Origin of the sequence: Pseudomonas sp. p50(2008), assembly GCF_015351605.1 — a bacterium.
Taxonomy (GTDB): Bacteria; Pseudomonadota; Gammaproteobacteria; order Pseudomonadales; family Pseudomonadaceae; genus Aquipseudomonas.
The window spans coordinates 302,179-327,578 of sequence record NZ_JACMYF010000001.1 but is presented as its reverse complement, the minus strand read 5'-3'; the positions used below and the strand labels follow the sequence as shown (position 1 = coordinate 327,578).

The following is a 25,400-nucleotide window of genomic DNA, read 5'->3' as shown; positions in this document are numbered from 1 at the left end:
CTAGAAAACGCTGCCCACAGACCCGGAGCGGGCAGCCTGTGGCCTGGCTGCGCATGATGGAAATGACGATGCAAAATCATCTTCAAGACCTCTTGACGACCTTCACCGAGGCTGCTGTGGACTCGGTCAGACACTTGCGCGGCGCTCGCTCTTCCGTGAGAAGCCTCTGGGTGTAGGCCAGCCACTCGTTCAAGTGCCCTGTCTGGTGAGTTCTCTACGAATGTGGCCGATCGCGCCCATGGGGTTGAGACCCTTCGGGCAAACCCAACTGCAATTGCCAATGCTTCTGCAGCGAAACACGCTAAATGGATCGTCGAGATTCGACAACCGCTCGGTCGCCGCGGTGTCGCGGCTATCCACGATGAAGCGCCAAGCCTGCAGCAGCCCCGCCGGGCCAATAAATTTCTCCGGGTTCCACCACCAAGAAGGGCACTGCGAGGAGCAGCAGCCGCAGAGGATACATTCGTAAAGGCCATCCAGCAGGGCACGCTCTGCTGGAGATTGCAGGCGCTCAGTACTTGGCGCGGGTTCTTCGTTGATTAGCCAAGGTTTGACCCGTTCGTACTGTTTGAAGAACAGACTCTGATCCACGACCAGATCGCGAATCACCGGCATTCCAGGCAACGGTCGGATGATCAGCTTGTCTGAACCGCCCAGTGCCTCCGAAACCGGGGTGATGCATGCCAGACGATTCTTACCGTTGATGTTCATGCCGTCCGAGCCGCAAACACCCTCGCGGCAGGAGCGACGGTAAGCAAGTGACTGATCGGTTTCGCGCAAATGCTCCAATACATCCAGCACCATCCGCCCGCGGAATTCATCGGCCACCGACATTGATTGCATGTAGGGCGTGGAGTCCTGTTCTTCGTTATAGCGATACACCTGTATTTCGAGCATAAATATTTCCTCGCGTTACGGTGTCGATTAGGCCGATATCAGTCGTTTGAGCCACTCTAGGAGTACGCCCGGCAGCAGTTCCGGTTTGGGCAGCAAGGCGTATTGCTGGGCCCCGAAGACTCTAGGCAGGTAGTTGGCGGCCTGGCGGTCGATGGTCAGGCAAAAGGGGTAGATGCCCTGCAACTTGGCTTCATTGACGGCCTGGCGCATGTCCTCGACGCCGTAACGGCCTTCGTAGTCGTCAACATCATTAGGTTTGCCATCGGAGAGCAGCAACAGCAGCCGGTGCGTGGCCGGCTCCTTCATCAGCAGGCCGCTGGCGTGACGAATCGCGGCGCCGGCGCGGGTGTAGCGTTCCGGTTCGAGCCCAGCGATGCGCTGGCCGATTTCCTCGCTGTAGTGCTCGTCGAATGCCTTGATGCTGCGCAGCGTCACCATGCCCGGCCCTTCGCCGGAAAAGGTCTGCACGCTGTAGCGTTCGTCCAAGCCTTCGAGCGCCATGCACATCAGCAACAGGGCTTCGCGCTCGACGTCGATGATGCGCCGGTTACTTGATAGCCAACCGTCGGTGGAGCCGCTGGCGTCGATTAGCAGCATGATGGCCATGTCACGACGTGCGCTGCGCTGCGATTGGTAGACGGCCTGGGGCATGTCCAAGCCGGCACGCGCTTCACCCAAGGCGTCGATATAGGCGTCCAGATCCAACTCGTCGCCATCCAGTTGGCGGCGCAGACGTAGCCGGCGGGCGCGCAGCATCTCGAATTGGCGGCGAATGGCGTCGAGCATCGATCGATGGGTTTCCAGTGTTTGCGTGACCCACTGCGATGTTCCCAACGGGGCCGGCAAGAGATGAACTGTGGTGCCGGGGTTGCGATAGCTGCCGCGTTTGTAGTCCCATTCGGGATAACTGAGCTGTTCGGCATGGCTTTCCGACTTGTTGCCGGCTTGCAGGCTGCAGGCATCCGGCGGATCGTCGGAAACAAGAACTTCCTTCGGACTGCCCGGGGTACGCACCAGGCGCGCTTCGTTGAGCTCGGATAGAGAGTCGGCGTATTCCTCGGCCGGGGTGGCCTCGTCGCGGTCGGTGGGGCGTTGCATGCCCATCGGATCTTCCGCCTGCTCCAGCGGAGGAGAGGGTTGCACCATCCAGATGCCATCCGGCTGTTCCTCGTCTTCGCCTTCCACCGCTTCGCGCACCTCGGGGCGGCGTGACAGGCGGGCGCCGTGCGGGTTGGTTGGCGCGGGGTCGGGTTCGCTGCGGTTGTCATTGTCGTGTGAGCGACTGTCGGGAGCCGAACGCAGGTCTCCCGTCCAGTGATCAAGCAGCAGGGGTTGCTTGCCCGGCTGCGCCGATGGCTGTCCGTCATCCAACGTGATTGCCAGGTGGCGCGCCTGAATCAGTGCGTCGTCGGGTGTGACGGGTGGATGCAATCCAGCGATGGGCTCGCCACAGCGCTGCTGCAATACTTGCCGAAGCAAGCGCTCCAACGGCTGACGGGATGGAGAGAACTGACTCAGCGCCGGCCTTTCGCTCAAGGCTTGCCGGCGCAATCCGTTCAGGGCATCGGCGATACCCGGCAGACGTTCAAGCAGCTGAAAGTCTGCGGCCCAGGCTTCGAGCAGCAGATAAAGACTGCGTTGCAGCGGTGTATCCAAGGCGTCGTGGAGCGTGGCGCTGCCACGCCAGGCACGCATCGCCTGTTGCAGAGCGAGGGTGCGATACCGCGGGAGCGCTTGTTGAAAATCCGCGATGCCCAAATGAGCAGGCAGCCAGATACGCACCCCGTCGGTGGCGGGCACGGCGGTTTGTCGATAGGGGCGTTCGACACGCTGAAAGAGTTTGGCCAGCAGTGTCGGCGGCGCCGGTGGCTGAGCGATGCGCAGCGGATAGCTGCAACCGAAGACCGCGTGAGTTAACAGGTCGAGTCGCTCGGCCACATCCTCCAGAGCGATGGGTCTCGCCGTATTGAGCGCGTTGCGTCGGCGTTGCCAGAGCCGTTGTACGTACACGGTGGCATGGCGGGCGACGTCGCTGATGACGTCTTCGGCTTCGGCCATCAGACGAAGGTCATGTCGACCAGATCATGCATGGCGCCCACCAGTGTGGCATCGTCGGACAGCGGCGAAATTAGCGCGGCGTTGCAGGCTGCGCGCGCCGGGATGCCGCTGGCGATCAGACGGGCGGTGGCGATCAGCAAGCGAGTGCTCGGTACTTCGGCGAGGCCACGATCATGCAATGCGCGCAACCGCTGGCACAGCGAGACGAGGGCGGTGGCGATGGCGTGGTCGGCGCCGCTCTCGCGCATTACGATGCGTGTCTCTCGCTCAGGGGAGGGAAAGTCGAAATCCAACGCGACGAAGCGTTGCCGGGTGCTGGGTTTGAGATCCTTGAGCATGCGCTGATAACCAGGATTGTAAGAGACCACCAGCTGGAAGCCGGCCGCAGCCTCGAGGGTTTCGCCGGTTTTGTCCAGCGGCAGAATGCGTCGGTGGTCAGTGAGCGGGTGGAGCACGACTATGGTGTCCTGGCGCGCCTCGACCACTTCGTCCAGGTAGCAGATAGCGCCTTCGCGCACCGCTCGGGTCAGCGGCCCGTCGACCCAGCGGGTACCTTGGTTACCGATCAGAAAACGTCCGATCAGGTCACTGGCAGTCATGTCGTCGTGGCAGGAAATGGTCACCAGCGGACGGCCCAGGCGCCAAGCCATATGCTCTACGAAACGGGTCTTGCCGCAGCCGGTCGGGCCTTTGAGCATGACGGCCAACTGCCGTGCGTGGCATTGCTCGAAAATCATCACTTCGTCGCCGCTGGCTTCGTACCAGGGCGCTTCATCGGCGTGTTTGGCGACCGGTCCGGAGCCGGCCATTCGCAGATCGGTCACAAGCCTGGCCTTGCGGCGCTAGTGGTGGTTATCGGCAGCGGTTCACTGTCGCCCACACTCAGGCGCGGCGGGAAGCGGAAGAAGTCGTAGATGAACATGCCAACGCCAAGGGCGAAGAGCGATCCAGTCGCTACCAGCATCAGGAAATGCACCTGGATCTTCAGCTGGGTATCGAGATAACCCATGCCGAGGATGCGCTCCAAGTAGACCTGGCCGATTCCCGCCGTACCGAACGACAGGGTCATGCCAAACATCCCGGCCAGCTGCAACCAGAACGCCCAGTAGCCGAGGTTAGTGCCGTCCACATTCTCGCGGCGGGTGATCGAGGGCATAGCGTAGGTGATCATCGCCAGTACGATCATCACGTATGCGCCGTAGAAGGCCGCATGTCCGTGCATGGCGGTGATCAGGGTGCCGTGAGTCCACTTGTTGACGCTGGGAAAGGTATGCGCAAGGCCTAGCAGGCCGGCGCCGAACATCGTGAACAGCGCGCTCCCAATGGTCCAGTGCAGAGCCAGTTTGTTCGGGTGTGCAAGCCCGGAGCGGCGCATAGCGTAGTAGGCGTACATCGCCATGCCCACCAGTGCGACTGGCTCCAGCGCGCTGAATAAGCCGCCGATCGGCAGCCAGTAAGTGGGTACGCCGATCCAATAATAGTGGTGCGCGGTACCGATAATTCCGGCGATGAAAACCAGGCCGACGATCACATACAGCCACTTTTCCATCACCTCGCGATCGGCGCCGGAGAGACGGATCAGCAAGTAGGCAAGGAAGCCGCCCTGGATCATTTCCCACACGCCCTCGACCCAGAGATGGATGGTCCACCAACGGTAGTAGATCGACACCACATAATTCTCGTAATGCAGCAGGGCCGGCAGATAGAGCACTGCCGCGCTACCCAAGCCGAGCAGTAACACGCCCTCGGTGGTGGTGAAGCGGCCGGATTTCTTGATCGTCATGCCGATGTTGTAGAGGAAGATCAGCATGCAGATAACAATAACGATCTTGTGCGGTAACGGCTGCTCGAGCAGTTTGTTCCCGGTGCCATAACCGAACAGATAACCGATGACGGCAGTGACACCCATTACTGTCCACAAACCGAGCTGGATGTAGGCGAGTTTGGTGCTGTACAGCTCAGTGCGTGATTCGTCCGGCACCATCCAGTAGGTTGCACCCATGAAGCCGGTCAGTACCCAGACGATCAGCAAGTTGGTATGAATCGTCTTGGTGACGTCAAATGGCAAGATGTTTAGCAACGGATCCGGACCCAGGTACTTGGCTGCCGAGAGCAGTCCGAACACCAGTTGCAATCCAAAAAGTACCATTGCGATGGCAAAGTACCAGTAAGCGACCGACTGTGATTTATAACGCATTGCCCACCCCTGAAAAATAATGTCCGGTCAAATCGTCGACAGCTCTAACACGACCTTGTTATTTGAACGTGGCCAGGTAGGCGGCCAGTTGGTCGATCTGCTCGTCGGTCAAAGACTCGGCGTAGTTGTTCGGCATGAATGAAGTACCGCCTGCTGAGTACATCTCGCCAGGGTGCAGATAGGCACTGGGCTTGGTGATCGACTCGCGGATATAGGCTTCCACGCTGTCGGCGCTCCCCGCATATTCCGGCGAGGCTATGGTTTCTAGCGCGCGGGTAGCAATCCCGGCCAGTGTCGGGCCGGCGAGGTTCACGCCGGGGGCGATCGAATGACAGGCGTTGCAGACTGGTGTGGCGGTGCCGAACAGCGCTTCGCCAAGAGCTATCGGGTCATCGCTACCACTGACCGGACGGGCGCCGGGTGGCATGGGGTCGGTGGTTCTGCCGGGACCTGAAGCATCCTGCTGCGCGACTGTGAGAGTAGTGCCTGGAATAGAGGACCCGGTTACCAAGATTGGGCGCGGTGGCCAGCCCTGGTTGTCGACATTGGCGACCCAGTCGAAAAAGGCGATCAGGTCCGAGATTTCCTGGTCGTTCAGATTTGGCTGGGGCATCAGCCGGCGATGCCGTTTCTCATCATAGAATTTTGACGGGTCTTTCAGGAACGCGGTCAGGTACGGCGCGCCGCGATGTTGAGAGATCTTTGTCAGATCCGGCGCGTAATAGGCGCCTTCGCCAAAGATGGTGTGGCAGTTGATGCAGTTATTCTCATGCCAGACATCCTTGCCGCGAGTAACGGCCGGCGTGATGTTCTCGGAATGTGTCAGTGCCGGGAATTGCCGGTGGGTGTCCAAGGTCATGCCCAGGAAAGCCACAGCAGCGATGGCTGTGGAGATCACAGCGAACAGGCGAGTTTGGCGTTTGTTCATGGGATGCTCTCAGAGACGTGTTACACGCCGATACCGGTCCAGTAATAGATGCCGATGGCGCCGGCATAGACAGAGGCCACAAGCATGAGCGCGATGACCGCGAAACTGAGAATTCTGAAAGTCTTTTCCAACGCAGATCTCCTATTTCAGTGCGGTTAGCGGTGAATGGACGAAGCGTCGCTTTTCATTAGGCACAAGTGAGTGCAGTGGCCGTATCGGTGCCGTGCCGCGCTGATCGTTCGCGTGTTGGAGATAGACTATCGGTCCGGCAGTCGAAAGATAGTCACCAGAACGATCGCGTCGGTAAGAGCGTGCAAGGCATGCTCCGCCCCACCTTCGACGTACATCAGATCGCTTTCGCTCATCGTCTGCCAGACCCCACCTGCCCGGACTTCGACCGAACCCTGATGACAGTAAAGCGTGATAGGACCAGCGACAGCGTGAGGCGGAAGCTCTTTGCCAGCTTTCAGAATCAAACGCATTAGCTCGATCTCTGGGCTGCTGACGAGCGCTTGGGAGATCGGGGCCTGCGATGAGTCGACTGAGCTGAGCAGACTGACCACCTCAGCCGATTTGGCATGTTTTAAAGCCACGTTTATATCCCATTGTTATAGGAGGGTAGTCGCTGATCAGGCCTATGGCCACAACCGAAACGATTCAGGCTACTTTCTACGATCAATGTCAAAGCCCTACGGCCGATAGTAGGACGACTTCACCAGGGTGTATACCTAATACCGTCTAATCGCTCGGGTAATCGTCGTCCATATATGGGTGCCTTTTTGCATGATCGAATGATGGCCGAGCAAATGCTCCAGTTCTGGTAGTATCGATGTAGAAGGAACAGAAAATAATGACCGTGAAACATGCCGATTCTTTTGGTTGCAAAATCATCTCGATAACGAGTCAGACACAGAAGGTGTGGGTGCGGATATCTTTAGACCGAGCTTTAGACCTTCCCCGTCAGTAAAAGGTAGCTTCGCGAACGGTCGATCATAATCGGTCATGGTCGCATATACCCGGCGTAGGAACCCCGTGGATGATCTAGACATCAGCGTAGGGTGAGACCTCCACACCCCCGCATGAGAGTGTGCAAAAATATTTCATGCTTAAAATCAAGGGCTACTGTCACCAGTAGCCCTTTTTCTTTGCCTTTCACAAAATCGTGTAACGCTAAAAAAGCAATTCGCCATGACGGTGCTTATTGAGCGATTTGGCGTCGGTGTGCATGGATTTCCTGAGCATCTGACCATCGATGAGGGCAACACTCACTAACATGTCGCTTGGATTCATATACCCCGATAAAGGCCGAGTCTGCGCAATACCCCAGCCATGCAAGATGAGTTGGCGGAACGCTTACGTTTGTAATGCAGACGCGCTTGCCAAGACTCTTGTTGTCTTTGTCGGTCCCGACAGGGGATGTCGTGTGGAGCTCAAGCATCGAATGCCCACCGCCTCGACTGGGGCCAGCGCGTCACAGTGCGGCCACGACTGTCAGCTTTTGGCCGGCAGACTGTTGCGGATGAGTAAGATCTTGATGAAGTTTTAAAGCGAATGCCTCGCAGACGTAGCTACCCGCCGGGACGTTGACCTGCAACAGAAACGGATCCTGTCAGTGCAGTGATTCAGTGGGTAACGGCTGGAAGCTGGCTCAACAGACGGGCTAGATCGTGCCAGGGTGCAGACCGTACCCGGCAGCCGCACAAGCGGGCAAATGATCAAAGGGTTCATGCGCCAGGCTGATCGACTGTGTCGCCTGGCACTGGGTGCAGATCACGAAATCTCCCATAAGGCTCCATCGCCCCGCCCAGCCAATTTGCCGCTCACAGAGCAGTTTACTGCGATCAAGCGCCACGCAATGCGTGAATACCGCGTCCTTCGTCATGCAAGAGCTCCTTGCAGGGGATGAGGCGAACTTACCGGTTCATTCCCTTGAGCCCAGCAGGCGGATGACAGTCGGCTGTAAATCTGCCGACTAAACTTCTACCTGGAACACCCGGATGCCTGCCGCCTCGGCAAAGCGCCCACCGCCGTCAGGCTCGCCCGGGTGCGCAGCGCTTCGCGGCGTGAGCGCACGGGCAGCCAGCGACTTCCGGCCCCGCCCAGACGGACGGCCAACATCCACTTCTCGTCATGACGATTGACCAGTACATCGCGCACCGCACCGCCCTCGAGCATGGCGCGCAGCGCGTCTTCGTGGATACCTTGGCGCATGATTACGCATGCTTCCTGATCCGGTCTGTAAAGTCACTGACCTGCTCAGGTGACAGACAGTCCAAGTCACCGAAGCGCTCCAGATGCTGGATCATCGCTTCATGACTCCCCGGTTGACCGGCGACAATCCGTCGACAAGTTTTTTCAAGGATTAGCCGCGCCATTTGTGGGTTCTCGATGCTCGACGGATCGAACGCCAGCGCAATCGTGGTGGCCAGTTCACCCAAATCGGGGTCGATGCGTTGCAGTGCTCGCAAGGCGTTCAGTTGCCGGGCGGTGATCGGTAACGACACTAGCTTTCCTCCAGTCCATCGACCTGCCAACACCATGAGCACCGGTAAGGGTAGACCAGACTGCCGGGCTCTGGTTTTAAGCGAGCACAAAAAGCCCGCCGCAGCGAGCTCGTCTGTAGGGGGTGGTTTGACGAATGTCCCGTTATGCGCCCTTTGGCAGGCCTTCATTTTGGCTGAAGGCCTGAGCATCAGCCGCTGTGATCTCGCGGAGCACCTTACATGGGTTTCCGACTGCCACCACGTTCGCGGGCAGAGAGCGTGTAACAACACTTCCTGATCCGATCACTACGTTGTCACCAATGCTCACGCCGGGAAGGATGGAAACACCGGCGCCGATCCATACGTTGTGACCAATGTGAATCGGGAGTGCGTACTCTAGGCCTTCGTTTCTGCGGGCAGCATCAAGCGGGTGCCCCGCTGTATAAAGACCCACATTAGGGGCTATAAAAACATTGTCGCCAATCGTGACCTTGGCGCCGTCGAGGATCACCAGATTGGTGTTAGCGTAAAAGTTTTTCCCAATTTCAATGTTGTAGCCGTAGTCACAGTAAAATGGACCTTCGATGGTGAAGCCATCATCAATTCGGGCGACGATGGCCTTTATGAGTTGGGTACGGGCTTCCGTGTCGCTGGGTCGGGTACTGTTCAATTCGAAAAGTTTGTCTTTGACCTCAGCTCGCTGCTTCAGCAATTCCATGTCGTGATTGGCGTTGTAAAGAAGCCCCGCCGCCGCTTTTTGCATCTCATTTATATTTTTCACCCGTGTAGTTCGATCAGGCTTGCCAGGTACCAGTTAAACATATGGATCCGTTGGTCGAACCGCTACCTGCTCACTTCGAGCAGATGAGTTGATCTCCCTCAGACTAAAAACAAATCGGTCACGGCGCCCCCCTTGCTCATGCAGCTGGATGGGCATAGGCCCCGTCGGCATGGATTGCGTCATCCCGACTGCACCCGATGAAACCACGTAATAAGGACCGGTAGCCCTATACAAATCGCGGTTTCCATAGTGTTTCGACGTAATAAGAAAATCTGTAACACATTGATTCATATGTATAAAGCATCCTTCCTGTAATCAGTTGCTCTGCCTCGGTGCAGAACAATCTTCACCACTTGGAAGTCGTCGAAAGTGAGCGAAACTTGGTCGACTCCGCCAGATGCGAACGGCAGCAATCGACCGATTCTGTTGAAAAAGTAGCTCCTCTGGCTGACCTCCGGCAAAATCTCTGCATTGGTCGGAGGGGGATCACGCAGCATGATGGGACAGTTATCGAGTGGGCAGGATCGGCTGTTTTACTCGTTCAACCTTGAAGATCACATTCCAGCCAATCACCTTCTGCGCAGCATTGATCGGTGTCTCGATCTGAGCGACCTGCGCCATTACCTCGCCGATTTCTATAGCCCGATTGGGCGTCCGTCGATTGATCCCGAACTAATGATTCGCATGCTGATCGTGGGCTATTGCTACGGCATTCGCTCAGAGCGGCGGTTGTGCGAAGAGGCCCATCTGAACCTGGCGTATCGCTGGTTCTGCCGGTTGAGCCTTGAAGATGAAGTCCCCAACCACTCGACCTTTTCCAAGAATCGACACGGCCGTTTTCGGGACAGCGATTTGTTTCGCTGGTTGTTCAATGAGGTGCTGCGTCGCTGCATGGACGCAGGTTTGGTCAAGGGCGAAGGGTTTGCCGTGGACGCTAGCATCATCAAGGCGGATGCGAGTCGGCAGCGCGGCGTACCGGGTGACGAACCGGTTAACCGTTCCGTTGTCCGGGTTTGTCACAGGCATTGTTCTGCCACAAAAATCCACGAAGGACTTGTCTCCAGGGAGGTGGATCTGTCGCATGCTCAGCTTTTGCTTGTTGACCCATTCGCGGTATGCGGTAGTTCCGCACATACGGATCTGTGCGGGGGGTAGCAGGTAACTGCCATCCCTACCGCGACCAGTTCTGCGCCCAGTTCCACAGTTACTCCTTTCGTTTTTGGCAGTCCTGAGATGTCGGCTATTAGCAACAACAAACGTTCCTGAGACTGAGGCGGCGTTGATCAATGGCTCAGGGTTCCAGTTAGCCTGGCTCAATGGACACAGCATGCCTCGCGATGGTCGTAGCGGGTGAATTGTTCGCGGTCACAAGCATCCTGCAACTGAGTCATGTATCCCGGAACGACTCCCCGATTGGGTCTTTGGTTGGGCACAGGCGTGACATCGCTCCATATCAGGGCGGCATCTCGAGGCTGGCAATCAATCAAGGAGCGACTGGTACTGCCGATATAGAGCTATCAAGACTTCGGCGCAGGTGATCGATGTCCGCTAGCGGGAAACGTTTGAGTGAGTAAGCTGCCAAGAAATTACGCGGTTCTTCTGTTTTGTCTGGTGTTATCAGGTTGCTCCAGTCTATTTTCCGGCAGTCGTGAAGTGCCGATTTCCGAAGAGCAGAAAACCAGGCTTCATGACTTGGGGGGAATGTCCTCTTTCATATTGCCGAGGGTCAACGATGGCGAGTCGGGTGTATATACCCTGGTCGTGGCGTTTGATGGCACCAACAACGACCTCTTCAATACTCCTGACTCGGAAAACGCCACGGTGGTTGGCAGGCTTTATCAGGATGTTGTCGATGAAATTCGCAAGGGGAGTGAAAAGGCATCTATCCCTGTGGATGCTTTGTCGGCGATTTACTATCGGGGTCCGGGTTGTCCTTCCTGGGTGGCATGCCCCTTTGATTCGGCGATTGGCTGGAGTACCTGGTTGTCGGCCCGTCGCGCCGTGGCCGACGTACAGTCCAAAATTGCGAATCTGGATTCCGGGGTCAGGGAGATTCGTGTCGTTGTCATCGGCTTCAGTCGGGGGGCGGCGACGTCTCGATATTTCCTTAATCTGTTGGCCAGTAAGCCGTTGGTTAACGTGTGGGGTGAAGCGCTGACAGTGCGGTCCTACGCGTTGTTGTTCGATACGGTAGCGACCGGGATGGCGAACTATCTGGATCTGGCGTTACCAGCGAATCTGGAGTTCGCGTACCACTTTGTGGCTCAGAACGAAACTCGCAAGTTTTTCGGGCTGGTGGTCGATGCCGATGAGGGCTACGAAAGTAATCCTCTGGCGAAACTGTTTTACTTTCCGCAGCGGATTGTGACGATTGAAGTACCGGGAGCGCACTCGGACTTGGGCGACTCGTACAAAAAAGGTGCCGGCATGGCGGTCACGCAGTATGCCCGAATGACGATGGCAAGGATGGGATTGAGGCCAAACTTGAAAAACTACAATTGCGCCTTGCCTGAAAACAGTGAGCAGCCAGGCTGTCGCGTGCTGGATGAAGGGCTCCATGACTCACGGGGTACGATTGATCTTCTGCTGAGAGTGCCATCGCCTTATGGTTGTTTCAAATACCGTGAGAAAACCGTGAGGCCTAGTCAGATGAATCTCGACGATGCGATGAATCTGACGTTGCGGCGCTATGACGGCATTGGGAATTTCCCGTTGGATAATGGAAATCTCTTACGTTTTCAATGGCTGGAAAACTATCGCTTCATCAGTCTGGGTGGCCCTCATCCAGTTCTATATCCACGAATCAGTGACATCGGCTTTAATGCTGTAGTCGTGCCGGTGGGTGAGCGATTGAAAGTGGTGCTTAGAGGCGCGAATAACGATCAGGTGTACACCGTGCCCGAGCGAATTTTGCAGCGGGTGCGTGAAACATCGGGGCGTTCCGAGCTTGAACTGAATCTGATCAAGGGGGAGCCGCGCTGGATCGTCAATGGCTGCATGCCGGACGAGGACTGAGCGGCTGCCTGAGTGGACAGGCACTAACAGTGGCCCTACGTTTATCAGGATCTGTTCTGCCCCAGATCTAGACGTTAAGTGGATGGTTTCGAAAGTGTTGCCGGTACGTATTGATCAAAGATTTGTTCCCGCTCTGCTCAGTGATCGAAAGCAGTTCCAAGCCTTCCCGATACCCTAGTTCATATTTGTCTGTGAGCACCTGTTTGGAAGTGATCAGATCTTTCGATGCATCGGTCAGTGATGCGTTTGTCCACAATTCGAATGACAGCTTGCAATCCTTGTAATCAGTGTGTGCTTTGACAAAGTCGCGGAGCACGGGCAGCCGTTTATTCAGCCACTTTTCGACTTCAGCTTCGTCGACGGCACCGTTTGGCCGGTGCCCTTTGCACTCAATGAACACCAGGCTTTTCCTATCTACCTTGACCAGCACATCTATCTCAGCCCTTGCGCCTGTGGTCTGGCTTACTACCTTGTGGTTGAGAATGATGTCGATGGGCTTGTAGAACTCCCGTGCGATTTCGGCGCCTACGTATTCAAACAGGCAACCTCTGAGAGTACTCGCAGAGCCTTCGATTTTGAGAAGGGTCTGGAAGAGCTTGTCGAGTTTGTCTGGATCGCGCGCTGATTGCGCCGTTGAAGTTAACGTTTGGGTCAGTTGCTTCAGCGCCTGGGCAACCTCCGTACCCAGGAGGGTATCAATGGTGGCGGCGATCGCACCGTTGCCCTTGATACGCTTCATAGCTTCGCTTGAGTAGGAGTCCGCCACAAACATCTGCAGCATGGGGGACACCTTCGGGAAGCCTCGGACGTTCAGGCATTTCTTCATGAACGTCTCGATGCAAGCCTCAGAGACCTTGCCACCAAGGTAGATGTCGCAAACAAATGAGCCTGGCTTGATCTTGTTCTGCTCCGAGGACTTGCCGAGGAGAGGGTATAGATAGCAAGGGGCTGTCAGATCCCAGTAGTTCGGGCCAGCGCTGGGAGGATCTACATCATTTCCTCTGATGGTTACCTGGTTGTAGCCCCCAACGCCTAGCCTGCGCGCCCATTCCTTCACAGCGCTCAGCGCGAGGGTCTCTGTCACCAGCCGGGCTTTGAGGCCAGGGACATCGATGTCTTCTTCGCGAAGTGTTCCAAGGGCAACGCATTCCCCTATCCCATCGATATCAACCAACTTGGCAAGATTCGAGGCCAGAAGGTTTTCCAGGAGGCGGTCAGCATTAACCTGTTTCTTCTGCATCTTCGGAGCGCCGCATGCGGTCTTGAAATGCCCCAATGGTAAGACGCCATCTCTCTCTGTAAGGGCCAGGAGCCCGGAGTAGCAGTGGTGGTTGGATGCTTTCAGAGCTTCCAGAAGCCTGTTGGAGAACATCAACATGCCGTAGTGCATGTCGAGATACAGGAAGCGGGCACGGTGAGGAAAGACGATGCCTTTCAGCCTGCGTACCGTTGAAAAGGAGCGCCTGATTGTTTGTCTGGCGGCGTCGCTGTACATCCCATGAACGCTCATGAGCTTTTTCGTAACGTCTGTGCTGAGCTGGGGGCCATCCTTGGCGAGAATCAGCTCTACCTTGTCGGCTGTGGCCATTCTGGGACTCCTAGGAATACGGTGTCGGGGACTGCAAGAAAAGCGGGGATGTCACACTGCGCTATTTATAAGCCCGATTTACGGGCTCGGTATAGATGTTTTTCGATTGCTCCAACCGTAGCCAGTGTGGCTTGGGTTACAGAGCGGCCATGAGGAGCGTTTCTGAATTTTTGTCACCATGTTGGTAATGTCCACCAAGTATCGCGAAGTTCTCATTGGAAATGTCAGCGCTAATTTGCGGCATGGGATAAGCGCTTCGTTGGCGCATGGAAATCCTGACGTTAAGGGTTATCGCGTCCGCTTAAATATGATCTGACCCCGAAATGTTGGAGTTCGGAAGGTGTGTTCCCGGTACGCTTACGGTGGTGTGTAGGGCTCAAAAACCCATCGCATCAGATTAAAAGTTACCCACAAACCGCGTGGATATTTCTGTGGGTAACTGTCTATTTACTACGACGTATACAGGATGCAATGAATTGATCAAAAACTGAGCATCTCTGTTTTCACCAGCAGGAGTGTGGGCTTGATATTCTTCTGTATCTAGAGACGCTAGACCTTGCGATATGTGCATGTTCATTCTGGTTCAAGCAAGAGAAAAGGATTGTCGGCAGGCATCGTTTCGAACAACAGTTCCGGCCTTTCTAGCAAATAACCTTTGAGTCTTGCTTTCTTCCGAGGACCTTGGACCTGACAGATCCAGATGTTCAAGCCATCTTCCCGTTTCCTGTGGACCTTCATTTTTTCGAACTGCTTCTGCACCCAACGCCATTCTTCAATCTCTTGATCGGAATCCTGTGAGATACCAGGAAACTCCTGCGCGTAGCGTTGGAAGAGACCTGGTGTGACCAATAGCACAGTGCCGCTCACTGTGTGGATTTTAGCCTTGCTGTCGTTGATGATCAGCTTGTGGCTCTGGATGCCTGCCTTGACCCAATTCAGGAATGCCTGGCCAGGGTTGTCCGAAGTGGAATTTGATATTTCGAGAGCTTTTTGTGACGGCGTATCACGCACCTCGGTTTCACCCATTCCGAACATATCCAGCAATGTTCCGAGGTAGTCGGCATCCTCCATCGCCATAGGATCTTCCAGCGATTGGTTTTGATGCGATCCTGTTCCGCCTGCCTTGGGGGCTAGTGCAGGTGCCGGAGCGTCAGTCGGGTGGTCATCGACTGCAATGCTCACCGTTCCGCTGAAAGCTTTTGGGCGGTCTTCGTTCCCCCAGATCAATGCCGGTTGAATGCGCAAAAACGTAAAGGTCTGCTGCCAGTCCCCCTGAGCGACAAGAGCGGTCCAGATGGCTTTGCCTTCTGGAGTCGACTCGGCCAGCCCATGCGATTGCAGTTCGTCGAACACAGCAAGGTTGGAGGAGGGAATGCCCTCAATCGCTTGCGACAGTAGATAGGCTCGCAGCTTGTCCGTGACCGTCTTGCTGACCAGCCAGAGTGCGTCCTGGGTCAGCCATCCCGCGGCACCCGGCTGGTTGAGTTTCAACTCGTGCTGAACCAGATGACGTAGTCCGCTGATCAAGTGATGTTGCAGCGAATGAATCGGCGCTTGCAGCGCCTTGCTCGGGTTACCACCGATGTTCTGTGCGGTGGAAACACGGTCGGCCTGCATCACCAACTCACCGAGCACGCCGGCACGTTCGTACTGGCCCGCCAGGACATACAGCAGACTGGCCCACAGTGGCGGAAATCCACTGAGCCAATCGAGGATTGGGCGGTCGAGAATTTGGGTGTAGAGCAAGCCTGCGGCGGCGCCGTGCAGGTGGTAGTCACGCCCCTTGATGTAACGAAAACGGTAGGGCTGATCCAGGAAGCCCTGCCAAGGATGCCAAACACGGCCATCCTGGCGTTCGATCAGCAGGTCCACGGCGATCTTGCCGATGTCATGCAACAGGGCGCCATAGGCAATACCTGCCGACCAGGCGTCAGTCTGGGCAGATTGGTCTTCGGGCGCGGCGCCGGTGGGTAGCAGATACGACTGACGCAGTTTCAAACTGCAAGCGACCAGCTCTAGGCCATGGTCGAGCATGCCGCCGAGATACGCATGGTGGTGTGTCTCGCTGGCTGGAAGTTGCTGGACCTGTTCGGCGTAGCGATGGATCGGGTTTAAATAGAGCTGGGTGAATTGCGCTTGGGAGAGGGCGGTGTACTGCCAAATCCGATCGAGCAACTGACGGCGGTGCTCCGCCGCTAACAAACTGAGGGCCGACTCGACGGGCAGGTAACCTTCGGCGACGCTCACGGTCGGTGGTGGAGTGGGCTTCTGCCTTTTGTGGCGAAACAGATTGAGCATCGTGACCTCCGGGAAGTGGCTGGGTCAGTAGCCTTTTAGCCTTTTCGGATAGGGCTCTTACCCTTGACTCCCCATTCCTTTCCAACCGTTACCCGTCCTTTTGGCTCGTGTCCCTTTGTGCGGCAATCGGATTATCGATACTGCTACACGTCAGTTTGTTGAGGGCTGGTATGGAAAAGACAAGAGTCGGTACACTGCGGTGCCTATTTTTTGGGTCTTGCCATGAACCTCACTGACGCCACGCTCGTGCTGCTGCTCGCGGCACGTATCCATGGGACCGACGAAGCCGTCAGGGCCTCGGCGAAGAGCGTGGTCAAGAAGTTGCCGCGCAGTAAACGCGATCTGATCTACAAGGTGATCGACAGCCGGAGTCCGCTTGAACTGGTGGATTTTCTGGCGCAGAACCTGGATGCGGAATGACAGTCTGCGGGTGTGTGCCCATCTCTGATTCTTTGCATCAGAGCCCCGCGGCATGGGGATTTTTCTGGGCGCAGAAAAAAGGGCCCAACTCGCGTTGGGCCCTGTGATGCGATTGCAGCGGTGAGGTAACAATCAAACTCCATCGTTCATGCATCGTGAGTCATCCATTACCATCTGCTTCAGTTTCTGCTCCAGGTTGAGTACATACTCCGAGGCGCTTCGGGCGTGACCACTGGCGCGAAAGATCGCGCGTTTGTCAGCCTTGAGCAGGCCGAGCCAGGAATCGATATAGCCCTCGTGCCTCAGCTCTCCCTGAATGTCGGCGTAAGCACATAAAAACGCAGCGCCCATCTCGGCGATCAACTCCTCAAGCGCGTAGCCTGGCGAGCCGAACGGATAGGCTGACGTCACCCCCTCACGTTGCAACCGAGCGTGATGCCCGGTCCAGTGCGTCAGCTCGTGCAGTGCGGTGGCGTAGTACCCGCCTTCATCGTGAAATTGTGCTTTTGTCGGCAGTTGGATGAGATCCCTGATCGGGTGGTAAAAGGCTTCGTCGGCAGGCCGATGAACGATGTGTGCACCTGAACTTAACAGCAGATTTTCCGCAACGCTATTGGCCTGGAATGGATCGGTCGGTTCCGTTTCGAGCAGGGTTTGATTGAACATCTCGAGCCCCTCCGTTTGCTCGATGTTGAACAGAAAATGCGTCCTGAGAATGCCGAAGTGAGCAACCTTGGGCTGACCGTTTTCATCGAGTACGGGTTGGCCTGACTCGGTCTGTTCCTCGCGCTCCATCGGCTTGTAGAGCACAGCCAGAGTGCTGTGCTCACCCTTACGGATGTGCCCACCGGCCTTTTTAGCTTGGTTGAAGGTCAGCCAACGATCTTGAGTGAACCCCTGCAACCTGGCCTCGGCCCAGAGCAGCGGTAAATTGATGCCCGAATACGGACGTCGCGTGATGGCATTGATGGGGTAGGGTTGATGGCCGATGTAAGCGGAGCCACTTGAGGACCAGGGTTTGATCCAGGGAGCAACGCCTTGGTCTAACGCGGTAACGATCTTGTCAGTTACGTCTTGGTAGATATCGCGCATGGCAATTTCCTCGAGAGAAAAATGGAGGAACGCCTTGCCCGCCGGGGGAGAGTTCCCCGGTGGGTGATGGGCTGGATTGATGCAGGCCTGCATGCCGTCCGAATGTGGAGGTGGGCGCCGCCAATTGCGCTTAGCGCTGGTGTTCTCCTGTAAGCGCTATCAGTAAGGCGCCAGGCTGACCCGGTTCTTGGAGTAGGCTGAGACTCAATTGCAGCAACGGGTCGTGGTCGAAGTGATCGGTTGGTTCAATGTGGACTACCTCGAACAGCACATAGGGCTTTTGTGGATAGGCCAGGTGGGCTTCGAAGGCTGCGCGCAATACGTGGCTCAACCGATCGATCTGCAGCTTCCCAGCGTGATCGGAACGCTCGAGCTGTACTGCGCGTTGCCACGCGCCAGGTGTGAACACGATGGGCAACCGAAGGGTGTTCAGTGTTTCCGGTGTAAGTGAGTCGGGCATGGTATGTCTCCGTTGAAAACGCGAAGAAACCTGTCCCGTGCGGGAAAAATTTCCCCGCAGTGGGTTGAAGAAAATCAAGAAGGTTTTCCTGACGAGCAGAGCTCGAAAGGCGCTCAGGAGAGCAGTAGGCGTTCATCACCGTAGAAACGGTCACCGTGCGAGCTACCGAACGCTAATCGCACTTGGGGAGAGCCATCATCGAAGTGACGTAGCCTTGAAGGTTCTGACTACCTGGGAAAGTGCTGTCGATAACAGCGATCCGTACCTTGTATTTAACTGGACGATTTGTATGGGTCAATGACTGTAGAGACGCTGTTTCACGGAGCTTGTCTTCTGTCTTCCAGTGAAGATTTTTCGGCTGGGGCAAACTGATAAACGGTCAGGCACGGGCCGATTTCAGTAGTACGCTATTGCTCTTGTCTCAACCATGAAAACGCTCAGAAGAGGGCGAGACCATGCCGATTCAGCAACCTGTTCAGAGTTCACGTGTCCACCGCTGGGCGTACGTCTGTGGTATGTCGGTGAAGCGTGGTTACCGCAGGTTGAAAACGTTTGAATCCCGCGTGGTTGAGCGTGCGGAGACGGTAGGTATGCCCGCAGATAAAATTCTTGTTCGCGGGAGTTTTCTGGCTGCCAAGTTGGCTCTGCTCGGAGCATTTATTTTTGTTAGCTTCTGGTTGTTTGTGCTGATGTGCACAATCGTCGTATTAGCAGCTATCCCAATTCAAGATTCAGACACTCCAGGTATTGACGATATCGATGATCCAGTGCATAGAACGTCTTGGCCTGAGCGGTACGATAAATGGGGTTCTCTGAAGTAGCCTCTTGGTTATTTTGAGCTCGATTTACCCGAAACAATTCTTGCACCGCTCATCAACTGAGAGGTTCCGTTAGAGCTCGCTGTCTGTGCTGCGTGGGTTCCCCTGCTGAGCATTCCTTCTACGCCTGAACCTACGCTATATCCGGCCCAACTCATGGTGGCTAGAAAAACCATCGGCAGCACGATGAACATCGCCCCCATCACGTACTCGATCACCTGCGCGGTGACAGTCCCATCCATAAACCCGGATGTGGGCAGCGACAACAGCACCTGATTGGAAGCCGAAACCTGGTTGTACAGGGTATCGAGCATGCTGGAGTCGACCCAACGCGCTAGTTCCCACCAGAAGGTCAGCATGTGTAAGGTGAACAGCGCGAACGTCACGGTCATGACGGTCTTCAACTGATAGGTACTGACCAGCAAGATCAGCGGCAAGCTGATGATGATGCCCATGATCAGGAAAGCCTGCACCATCGGCAGGGCGGCGCGTAGCGCATTCATCGCCGGGAAGTTGCTGAAGGAGCCGAGGGCCAAGCCGGTATTGGTGGCCAGGTTATTAAGCCCCTGATTGATCGAGCCGCCACGAGCGCTGGAACCATAGTCCTGGTACACCTGTCCGGGCGACATGGACATCGATTGCTGGCGCGGACTGACCAGTTCGCGCAGGGTGGCATCCTCGATCTCGTTGCTCGAGCGGCCAGTCAGCCAACCTTTCAGCTGAGTCAGCAGAGAGGGATCAACCTGCTGGATCAACCGCTCGAGCAAGCCAACACCGCTGTCGCTCCACCACTGCTTGCAAGTGGGGTAGCCCGCGCCATTCTCCAGCCGCGGCAAGGAAACATCGCGGCTTTCGTCATACGGCCAACTGATTCGCGGTGTGCGTGAACGATCCGTGTCGTAGTAGCCGGGCGTGTCGAGAAGATAGCTTGAGCCGATCCAGGACGCGTCGTGACTTTGTGCCTTGTCCAGTTGCGGGCGATTGGTAAACAACCGAGAACGGGAATAGCCATAACAGTCGCGGGTGAAGTCGGCGACTTCCTGCAGCAGTACCTGGCTGTTGATACGCGAGCTGTCGATCTCCATGCGCATCTGCCGAATATCCGGTGCGCAGGGAATGGAGGCGGTGGCTGCGGCGGTTACCCCTTTGCTCAAGGCATGCACTAGAAACCACCAGATCGGTACGTTGGCGGAGCGTTCGCCGATGGTATTGAAGGTCGTCCCCCAGGCGGTTTCCGCTGGCTTGGCCACACTTACGCCGCAGCGCTGACTTGCCGCATCATCGAACGTCATTGACGAGAGGCTCAACGGAAAGACCGGCGCGCAGCCGAACAATACGACGATGTAGGCCAGCCACAACCGGTTCTCGATCCGCGGCACCGAGAGCAATCCCTTGTTTCCCTCATCCGCGCCTTGCTGACGGGCTGACAGCCATTCCTGGAGGATGATCGCGCCGAAGGGCGCGGCAAACAGCCCGGTGTCGGACAGGACGCTCCAGAGTCCGTTGTTAATGATCCAGGCCAGCAGGGAGAGGTAAAATTCCAGGTAGCTGTTGGTGCTCAGGAGCATGGTGGTGACCTCACAGTCGGGTGAGTTCGACGCAGGTAAAGAGCACGAGCCCTAATGTCCCGATGCGTTTCACGCGCAGTCGATCCTGGGGTCGATGTCGGTAGCGCTGAAGCAGATCCCACCAGAGCGCAAAGAGGGCGCCGTAGAGCAGGGCACGCCACCCCCGCAGATAGGGTCGTACGGATTCGAATGCCTGCTGCCAGGCCTCGAAACTACCTAGCGCAGTGCGGCCGATCCATGCGACCAGTGCAGCGGTCAGGATCATCACTGCGGCAATCCCCAGACTTGAAAGCAAAGTGAATAGCGGTGAGCGTTTCATGGCTCACTTGCGCCTGGCGTCAGCATCATTGAGTCGACCGGGCTCGGGGTCGCCTTGCTCGACGGTACGCGATGCGTCGGCACCACCGGCATGCCGGTCGAGCACCAGGCTGGCGGTGTTGGTGGCCAGCATCTGCCGGACCTGCAGTTCGGTCTGCAGCAGGCGTATTTCGCGCTCCAGGGTGTCGATGTTTTTCGTCAAGGCGCTCTGTGCCGGCTCGGCTGAGGCGATGTTCGGTTCGTGACTGCCCGCCAGCAGGGTGCGCAGTAGCAGCAACGCTTTGTCGAGCACACTGGACAAGGCCGTCTCACTGGCCAGGCGCCGCGCCAACAGGTCCTGATCGGGGTCGTCACGCAGGGCTTCGACCACACCACGGGTCACCGGCAGCATCGGGCTGGAGGCTTTCGCCAGGTTGTCAGGGGTAGGCGGCAGAGAGCCAGACAATAGCCCTTGCAGGGCCTTGAGGCGCTCGTTATAGGCCTCCTGGATCAGCGGCGTCAGTCCGCTGCCAGCGGTCGCACGCAGAGTTTCGCAGCTGTCGCAGGTCGCGACTTCGCTCTCGCCCAACACCCGAACGGCCCAGTCGGACTCCTCTTGGGGCAAAGCCCATGTCTGGCAAATAGCCCCTCCCAGGCAATCACTGCTACTGATCGAGGCACTGTCATCCACCGTACGGTTATGCAGCAGGTTATAGCCTGCGCGGACCACGTCGGCGGTCACCCGAATGGGCGTCTGTCCGTTACCTCCGGCCTTCGAACCGCCGACCCAGGACACCCCATTGTTGCCGTTATGGGCCTCGGTGTTTTTCACCGCTGCCACCGCATCACCTCCGGTTTGCTCCAGATTGCCCTGCATCTCCTGGTTTTTGGCCAGCGCACCCCAGCCGGCTTGACCGACCTTATCCGCCATCTTTTCGGCCATGGCCTGGCAGGTTAGCTTGGAGCGGTCGAAGTCGATCCGACCTTGCATCACCCCGTTACTGAGCAACTCATACAGACCGGGGTTGGCGCGCTGGATGATCAACGCCGGCAGCGACATCACCGCTTGGGTCGCGTTCTGCACGATGCTGCCCATGATCTGCTGGAAACCTTCGGTGACGCCGTTCAGCTGGTTTTGCAGGGTGTTGGTGAGGCTCATGTTTCCGCACATCATGTTCGCTCGCCAGGAGCCGCCGACGCCGAGACCGCTGGGTCGATAGAGCGAGCTCGGTGAGCCCACTGCCGAGCCGCCACCAATGGTGTACATCACTCGGTCGTCGAGTACTTCACCTTGAGTACCCAGACGGTAATCGCCCTCGGCGGCGTAGGCATGTGTGGCAATGGCGAGCAGTCCACAGAGCAACAGACTCATCGTGCCCAACCAGGGCCGCGCGAGAAGCCGACTCATGAAGCACCTCCTTCGAAGTCGATGCTGAACAGGAAGGTCTGTCCCTCACGTTTGCAGCAGCTATAGGGACGCCACAGCGACCAGGCGTAGCCGCCATCCGCGCTCTGTACCGGATCGCTGGGGAAGATGGCGCACGTGGGCTGCACCTGGGGGTAGAGCAATTGCCATTTGTGGGTCGAAGCGTCGTTTTCAACGATCGGGCCAGGCGGCCAGTAGCCGTCGCGTTTGGCGGGCGTGAGTGGTAAGTACACATGCGGCTGCCAGTTGTGGGTAATCACATCGCCGGCGCGTTGCGCCATGACTGCGGCCGCCTTGAAATCGTCGGGCTGTACCAGAAAGCCCTGCCGGGGATAAACGTTGCCCCACATGTTTCCCGAGACCTGACGACCAATTTCACGGATCCCCGGCATGAGCGATTCGGGGTAGAAACTTTCTGGGATGCCATGGCGCCAGGCCAGTGAGTCCAGGGTACTCAGGTAGTAAGGCATTAATGCAGTTGCACCGCTGGCGCAGGCATAGCCGGATTGCGAAGCCAGTTGCGTTGCGACCCAGCCACCGGGGTGGCCGATGCCATCAACGTTCTTGAATCGAGGCAGGTTGTCGCGGCGGGCGTTCGGCGTGATCAGGTTGCCGCCACCTTCTGCACCGCTGATGGGAGCGGAGAGGGTGGTCATCTCGGTCCAGGGGTTATTGCCGGTGGTGGCGTAGCTCGAGACGACCAGTTCAGGAATGAAATGACGAACCTTGGTCGAGGTTTTGACTGTGCAGCCGAAGGGCGTGCAGAGGAGCCAGAAACAAATACCGACGACCCTGTATTCGAGACAGTTTGGCGAAAGCACGGAGGAGGTGATGCTGACGGTGTCCAGCGCCATGCTTAGGCCGCACGCCAGCAGAATGCTTAGCGCCAAGGGCCGTAGTTTTGTGGGCGGAAGTGACGAGCAGGCAACAGGCATTATCCAGGCTCTCGGTGTATGGCCTGGGCAGGTTCGGTTAGGGACTGAAGACTGTCAGTGGGAATTATGAAGGCGGATCTATCGGATTTGTGAGGCGTGGGACTATTATTTGACGTGAAGGGAGCTGCGCAGGGTATCGGGGTCTACAAGTAGTTGATCTGTGGTGATTTCGAAAATATTGGCGAGTTTGCACAGGACCAACAGCGAGGGGTTGCCCGCGCATCGTTCGATTTGGCTGACGTAGGTGCGATCCACCTCGGCCATGAGCGCCAGCTGCTCCTGGGTAAGGTTCTTTACGCGCCGCATCCAGCGGATGTTCTCCGCCAGTTGCAGACGAAGTTGTTCGTAGTCTTGAGTCATGCGCGCAAATTGCGCCTTGAGGGACTCTCAATCCACGGGATATAGTCTACATTGGCATTGAATTAGGACATTTGGTGCCCATGCCTGTTATCGAGCGTTCATTTGGTGTCGTTAAGATTTCGAGGCTGGGTCCAGTGTCTAACAATAAAATCAGAAATCTAGGGTGCGTATGGACGAAAACTACATTTCAATTCCCGCGGCGGATGATTGCCCAAGTCTTCTGACACCTTGGGGCAGCGAATTTTCGCCGATGATCGAGCGTGGTGTGCAATGTGCCCAGGCTTGGCTTGAGGCAACGACCGATATTCCTTTGTGGTGGGAACTGGCGCAAACGCGCAAGACCTTTCCTGTCGGTGACTGCCAAGATGCCTTCGAAGCCGGTTTTCTGTTGAGAATTCAGCAACGGCTTCGGAGCGTGTCACAGTAACCCTGTTGCTTATGGGCGATTGCATCGTCTTGATCGCCCGTTTGCACTCAACCTGGCTGCATCGACACAGACCATGCAGTTTAAGAACGATTGCCGCTTCGCTGGCGCGTTTTTTCCACCGGCTGAACAACTCGGTGGGGGATTGTGCTTCCCTTATTTGGGCGCTGCACCAAGGGCGGCACTTGCTTCAAATGCCACCGGTCATGCATCGAACGTGAAAATCTCTTGAAAGGTATGGTTCCAGACGCCATTCCTCTAGAATGGAGGCTGACAGAAGTAGCTTTCGCCCTGTTACAAACAGGTTTACGTAGCTAAGATTCTGATTAAGTGCAGATTCTGCACGCTCTGAGAACGTGGAGCGCGATATGAAAGCCAAACGAGTGTTGAGTGACGATCTGGTGAGCCGACTGGAGGATAAGATCCCGGTCATGGCTGAAGGCGCCATCAATACCGCCTATATCAACGCCCTGGCTGCCGGCCGCAGTGTGATGGAAGTCATGAACGGCATGCTTGTTGAAACGACTGCTGACGGTAAGCACAAAGTCATTCGGGTGGCCAAGCCCAAGCACAAAGTGACTCTGGGTGGCGTCATTAAGGTGCGCCGTTGCTCATGACTGTCCCTCGGTTGAGGGTCTTTGCTGGACCCAACGGCTCCGGCAAGAGCACGATGAAAAGTGCCATCCCTTCCCACCTGATCGGTATCTACATTAACCCGGATGAAATCGAGAAGGCTGCCAAAGACAGCGGTCGTCTGGAGTTCAGTGATTTTCAACTGGAAGTTGAGGGTGATGAGGTCCTCGGTTTCATTAGGGAGCATCGGCTGGTCAGGTCTGCCCGGCTCGATGAGGAGGCGACCAACATAGGCTTTAGCAGCAACGGCCTGAATTTCCAGACGGTCGCGATGAACTCCTATTTTGCCTCCGTGCTCTCTGACTTCATCCGGAACAAGCTCCTCGAAGACCAGCTGTCTTTCACCTTCGAAACGGTGATGTCTAGCGACGACAAAATCGCTTTTATGCTCAAGGCAAGAGAGTCTGGATACCGAACCTACCTGTACTTTGTGGCAACTGAAGACCCTGACATCAATATCAACAGGGTCAGGAACCGTGTCGCGGCAGGTGGGCACCCAGTTCCCACAGAAAAAATTGTACAGCGCTACGGCCGTTGCCTGAGCCTGCTGCCTGTGGCTATTGCTGCTTCGGACCGGGCCTACATCTTCGATAACTCCGGTGCCGATCTGGTGCTGCTGGCCGAAGTTACGGATGGGACGGACCTTGAGTTCAGGGTTGATGAGGTCCCTGACTGGTTCATGGATGCCTACGTTGAAAAGGTGTCCAACGGCTAGCTGCCGG

The 25,400-nt window shown here is 56.7% G+C and carries 25 protein-coding genes and 1 pseudogene; 7 read left to right on the top strand and 19 right to left on the bottom strand.

All coding sequences use genetic code 11. The features are described from left to right. Positions 1-189 precede the first annotated feature (189 nt). The 10 genes from H7698_RS01465 to H7698_RS01425 form a co-directional block, all read right to left on the bottom strand. A complete protein-coding gene (locus tag H7698_RS01465; protein ID WP_150580282.1) occupies positions 190-897 on the bottom strand; it encodes a succinate dehydrogenase iron-sulfur subunit in 708 nt (235 codons plus the stop codon). A gap of 27 nt (positions 898-924) precedes the next feature. Next, the gene (locus H7698_RS01460; protein ID WP_150580281.1) at positions 925-2,955 is read right to left on the bottom strand and encodes a nitric oxide reductase activation protein NorD; all 2,031 of its coding nucleotides are present in this window, start codon (positions 2,953-2,955) and stop codon (positions 925-927) included. Continuing rightward, a complete protein-coding gene (locus H7698_RS01455) occupies positions 2,955-3,764 on the bottom strand; it encodes a CbbQ/NirQ/NorQ/GpvN family protein (RefSeq protein ID WP_150580314.1) in 810 nt (269 codons plus the stop codon). Before H7698_RS01455 ends, H7698_RS01460 begins: the two co-directional genes overlap by 1 nt. A gap of 11 nt (positions 3,765-3,775) precedes the next feature. Further along, on the bottom strand, positions 3,776-5,152 hold the full coding sequence (locus H7698_RS01450; RefSeq protein ID WP_150580280.1) for a cbb3-type cytochrome c oxidase subunit I: 1,377 nt from the start codon (positions 5,150-5,152) through the stop codon (positions 3,776-3,778). Between the two features lie 58 nt (positions 5,153-5,210). Next, complete coding sequence (locus H7698_RS01445; protein WP_150580279.1) at positions 5,211-6,080, bottom strand: c-type cytochrome; 870 nt, start codon at positions 6,078-6,080, stop codon at positions 5,211-5,213. Positions 6,081-6,337: 257 nt separating this feature from the next. Continuing rightward, positions 6,338-6,562: a cupin domain-containing protein gene (locus H7698_RS31700; RefSeq protein ID WP_323055222.1), complete on the bottom strand. Its 225-nt coding sequence runs from the start codon at positions 6,560-6,562 to the stop codon at positions 6,338-6,340. 1,178 nt (positions 6,563-7,740) lie between these two features. After that, on the bottom strand, positions 7,741-7,962 hold the full coding sequence (locus tag H7698_RS01440) for a hypothetical protein (RefSeq protein ID WP_150580277.1): 222 nt from the start codon (positions 7,960-7,962) through the stop codon (positions 7,741-7,743). Positions 7,963-8,060: 98 nt separating this feature from the next. After that, on the bottom strand, positions 8,061-8,291 hold the full coding sequence (locus H7698_RS01435) for a hypothetical protein (protein WP_412072138.1): 231 nt from the start codon (positions 8,289-8,291) through the stop codon (positions 8,061-8,063). 2 nt (positions 8,292-8,293) lie between these two features. Continuing rightward, positions 8,294-8,584: a hypothetical protein gene (locus tag H7698_RS01430; protein ID WP_150580276.1), complete on the bottom strand. Its 291-nt coding sequence runs from the start codon at positions 8,582-8,584 to the stop codon at positions 8,294-8,296. Positions 8,585-8,726: 142 nt separating this feature from the next. Then, entirely contained in the window at positions 8,727-9,344 is a 618-nt protein-coding gene (locus H7698_RS01425; protein ID WP_224787693.1) for a sugar O-acetyltransferase, read from the bottom strand. Positions 9,345-9,839: 495 nt separating this feature from the next. Here H7698_RS01425 and H7698_RS01420 point away from each other — a divergent pair. Together H7698_RS01420 and H7698_RS01415 are read left to right on the top strand one after the other, a co-directional pair. After that, a pseudogene (locus H7698_RS01420) lies at positions 9,840-10,331 on the top strand (transposase); the annotation flags it as partial. A 579-nt stretch (positions 10,332-10,910) separates the two neighbouring features. Continuing rightward, positions 10,911-12,359, top strand: coding sequence for a phospholipase effector Tle1 domain-containing protein (locus tag H7698_RS01415; protein ID WP_150580275.1), 1,449 nt, complete (start codon positions 10,911-10,913; stop codon positions 12,357-12,359). A 67-nt stretch (positions 12,360-12,426) separates the two neighbouring features. Here H7698_RS01415 and H7698_RS01410 read toward each other — a convergent pair whose 3' ends face one another. Together H7698_RS01410 and mobH are read right to left on the bottom strand one after the other, a co-directional pair. After that, on the bottom strand, positions 12,427-13,947 hold the full coding sequence (locus H7698_RS01410; RefSeq protein ID WP_150580274.1) for a hypothetical protein: 1,521 nt from the start codon (positions 13,945-13,947) through the stop codon (positions 12,427-12,429). Between the two features lie 573 nt (positions 13,948-14,520). After that, positions 14,521-16,245 (bottom strand): MobH family relaxase, encoded by a 1,725-nt coding sequence (mobH, locus tag H7698_RS01405; RefSeq protein ID WP_150580273.1) that lies wholly within the window; start codon positions 16,243-16,245, stop codon positions 14,521-14,523. 222 nt (positions 16,246-16,467) lie between these two features. On the opposite strand from mobH, the gene H7698_RS01400 reads away from it, so the two are divergent. Beyond that, complete coding sequence (locus H7698_RS01400; RefSeq protein ID WP_007901093.1) at positions 16,468-16,665, top strand: DUF7740 domain-containing protein; 198 nt, start codon at positions 16,468-16,470, stop codon at positions 16,663-16,665. A 132-nt stretch (positions 16,666-16,797) separates the two neighbouring features. Here the strand turns inward: H7698_RS01400 and H7698_RS01395 are convergent, their stop codons facing one another. Continuing rightward, on the bottom strand, positions 16,798-17,757 hold the full coding sequence (locus H7698_RS01395) for an ArdC family protein (protein WP_150580272.1): 960 nt from the start codon (positions 17,755-17,757) through the stop codon (positions 16,798-16,800). 130 nt (positions 17,758-17,887) lie between these two features. Next, complete coding sequence (locus H7698_RS01390; RefSeq protein WP_150580271.1) at positions 17,888-18,217, bottom strand: hypothetical protein; 330 nt, start codon at positions 18,215-18,217, stop codon at positions 17,888-17,890. A gap of 455 nt (positions 18,218-18,672) precedes the next feature. On the opposite strand from H7698_RS01390, the gene H7698_RS01385 reads away from it, so the two are divergent. Then, a complete protein-coding gene (locus H7698_RS01385; RefSeq protein ID WP_150580270.1) occupies positions 18,673-19,038 on the top strand; it encodes a DUF3742 family protein in 366 nt (121 codons plus the stop codon). Between the two features lie 8 nt (positions 19,039-19,046). On the opposite strand, the gene H7698_RS01380 is transcribed toward H7698_RS01385, so the two are convergent. From H7698_RS01380 to H7698_RS01360, 5 genes are all read right to left on the bottom strand, one after another. Then, positions 19,047-20,603, bottom strand: a complete 1,557-nt coding sequence (locus H7698_RS01380; RefSeq protein WP_150580269.1) for a conjugal transfer protein TraG N-terminal domain-containing protein — start codon at positions 20,601-20,603, stop codon at positions 19,047-19,049. A 10-nt stretch (positions 20,604-20,613) separates the two neighbouring features. Beyond that, a complete protein-coding gene (locus H7698_RS01375) occupies positions 20,614-20,922 on the bottom strand; it encodes a hypothetical protein (protein WP_150580268.1) in 309 nt (102 codons plus the stop codon). 3 nt (positions 20,923-20,925) lie between these two features. Continuing rightward, entirely contained in the window at positions 20,926-22,308 is a 1,383-nt protein-coding gene (locus tag H7698_RS01370) for an integrating conjugative element protein (protein ID WP_150580267.1), read from the bottom strand. Further along, positions 22,305-23,261 carry a TIGR03756 family integrating conjugative element protein gene (locus H7698_RS01365; protein ID WP_150580266.1) on the bottom strand — a complete coding sequence of 319 codons (957 nt, stop codon included), beginning with the start codon at positions 23,259-23,261 and terminating at the stop codon, positions 22,305-22,307. The genes H7698_RS01370 and H7698_RS01365 overlap by 4 nt, the downstream gene beginning before the upstream one ends. Positions 23,262-23,366: 105 nt before the next feature. Beyond that, positions 23,367-23,621 (bottom strand): helix-turn-helix domain-containing protein, encoded by a 255-nt coding sequence (locus tag H7698_RS01360; RefSeq protein WP_096116161.1) that lies wholly within the window; start codon positions 23,619-23,621, stop codon positions 23,367-23,369. A gap of 169 nt (positions 23,622-23,790) precedes the next feature. Here H7698_RS01360 and H7698_RS01355 point away from each other — a divergent pair, with 169 nt between their 5' ends. The 3 genes from H7698_RS01355 (at position 23,791) to H7698_RS01345 (ending at position 25,393) form a co-directional block, all read left to right on the top strand. Further along, on the top strand, positions 23,791-24,048 hold the full coding sequence (locus H7698_RS01355) for a LasR-specific antiactivator QslA (RefSeq protein ID WP_096116162.1): 258 nt from the start codon (positions 23,791-23,793) through the stop codon (positions 24,046-24,048). A gap of 365 nt (positions 24,049-24,413) precedes the next feature. Then, positions 24,414-24,662 carry a hypothetical protein gene (locus tag H7698_RS01350; RefSeq protein ID WP_020300912.1) on the top strand — a complete coding sequence of 83 codons (249 nt, stop codon included), beginning with the start codon at positions 24,414-24,416 and terminating at the stop codon, positions 24,660-24,662. After that, complete coding sequence (locus tag H7698_RS01345; RefSeq protein WP_150580265.1) at positions 24,659-25,393, top strand: zeta toxin family protein; 735 nt, start codon at positions 24,659-24,661, stop codon at positions 25,391-25,393. Before H7698_RS01350 ends, H7698_RS01345 begins: the two co-directional genes overlap by 4 nt. Positions 25,394-25,400 lie beyond the last annotated feature (7 nt).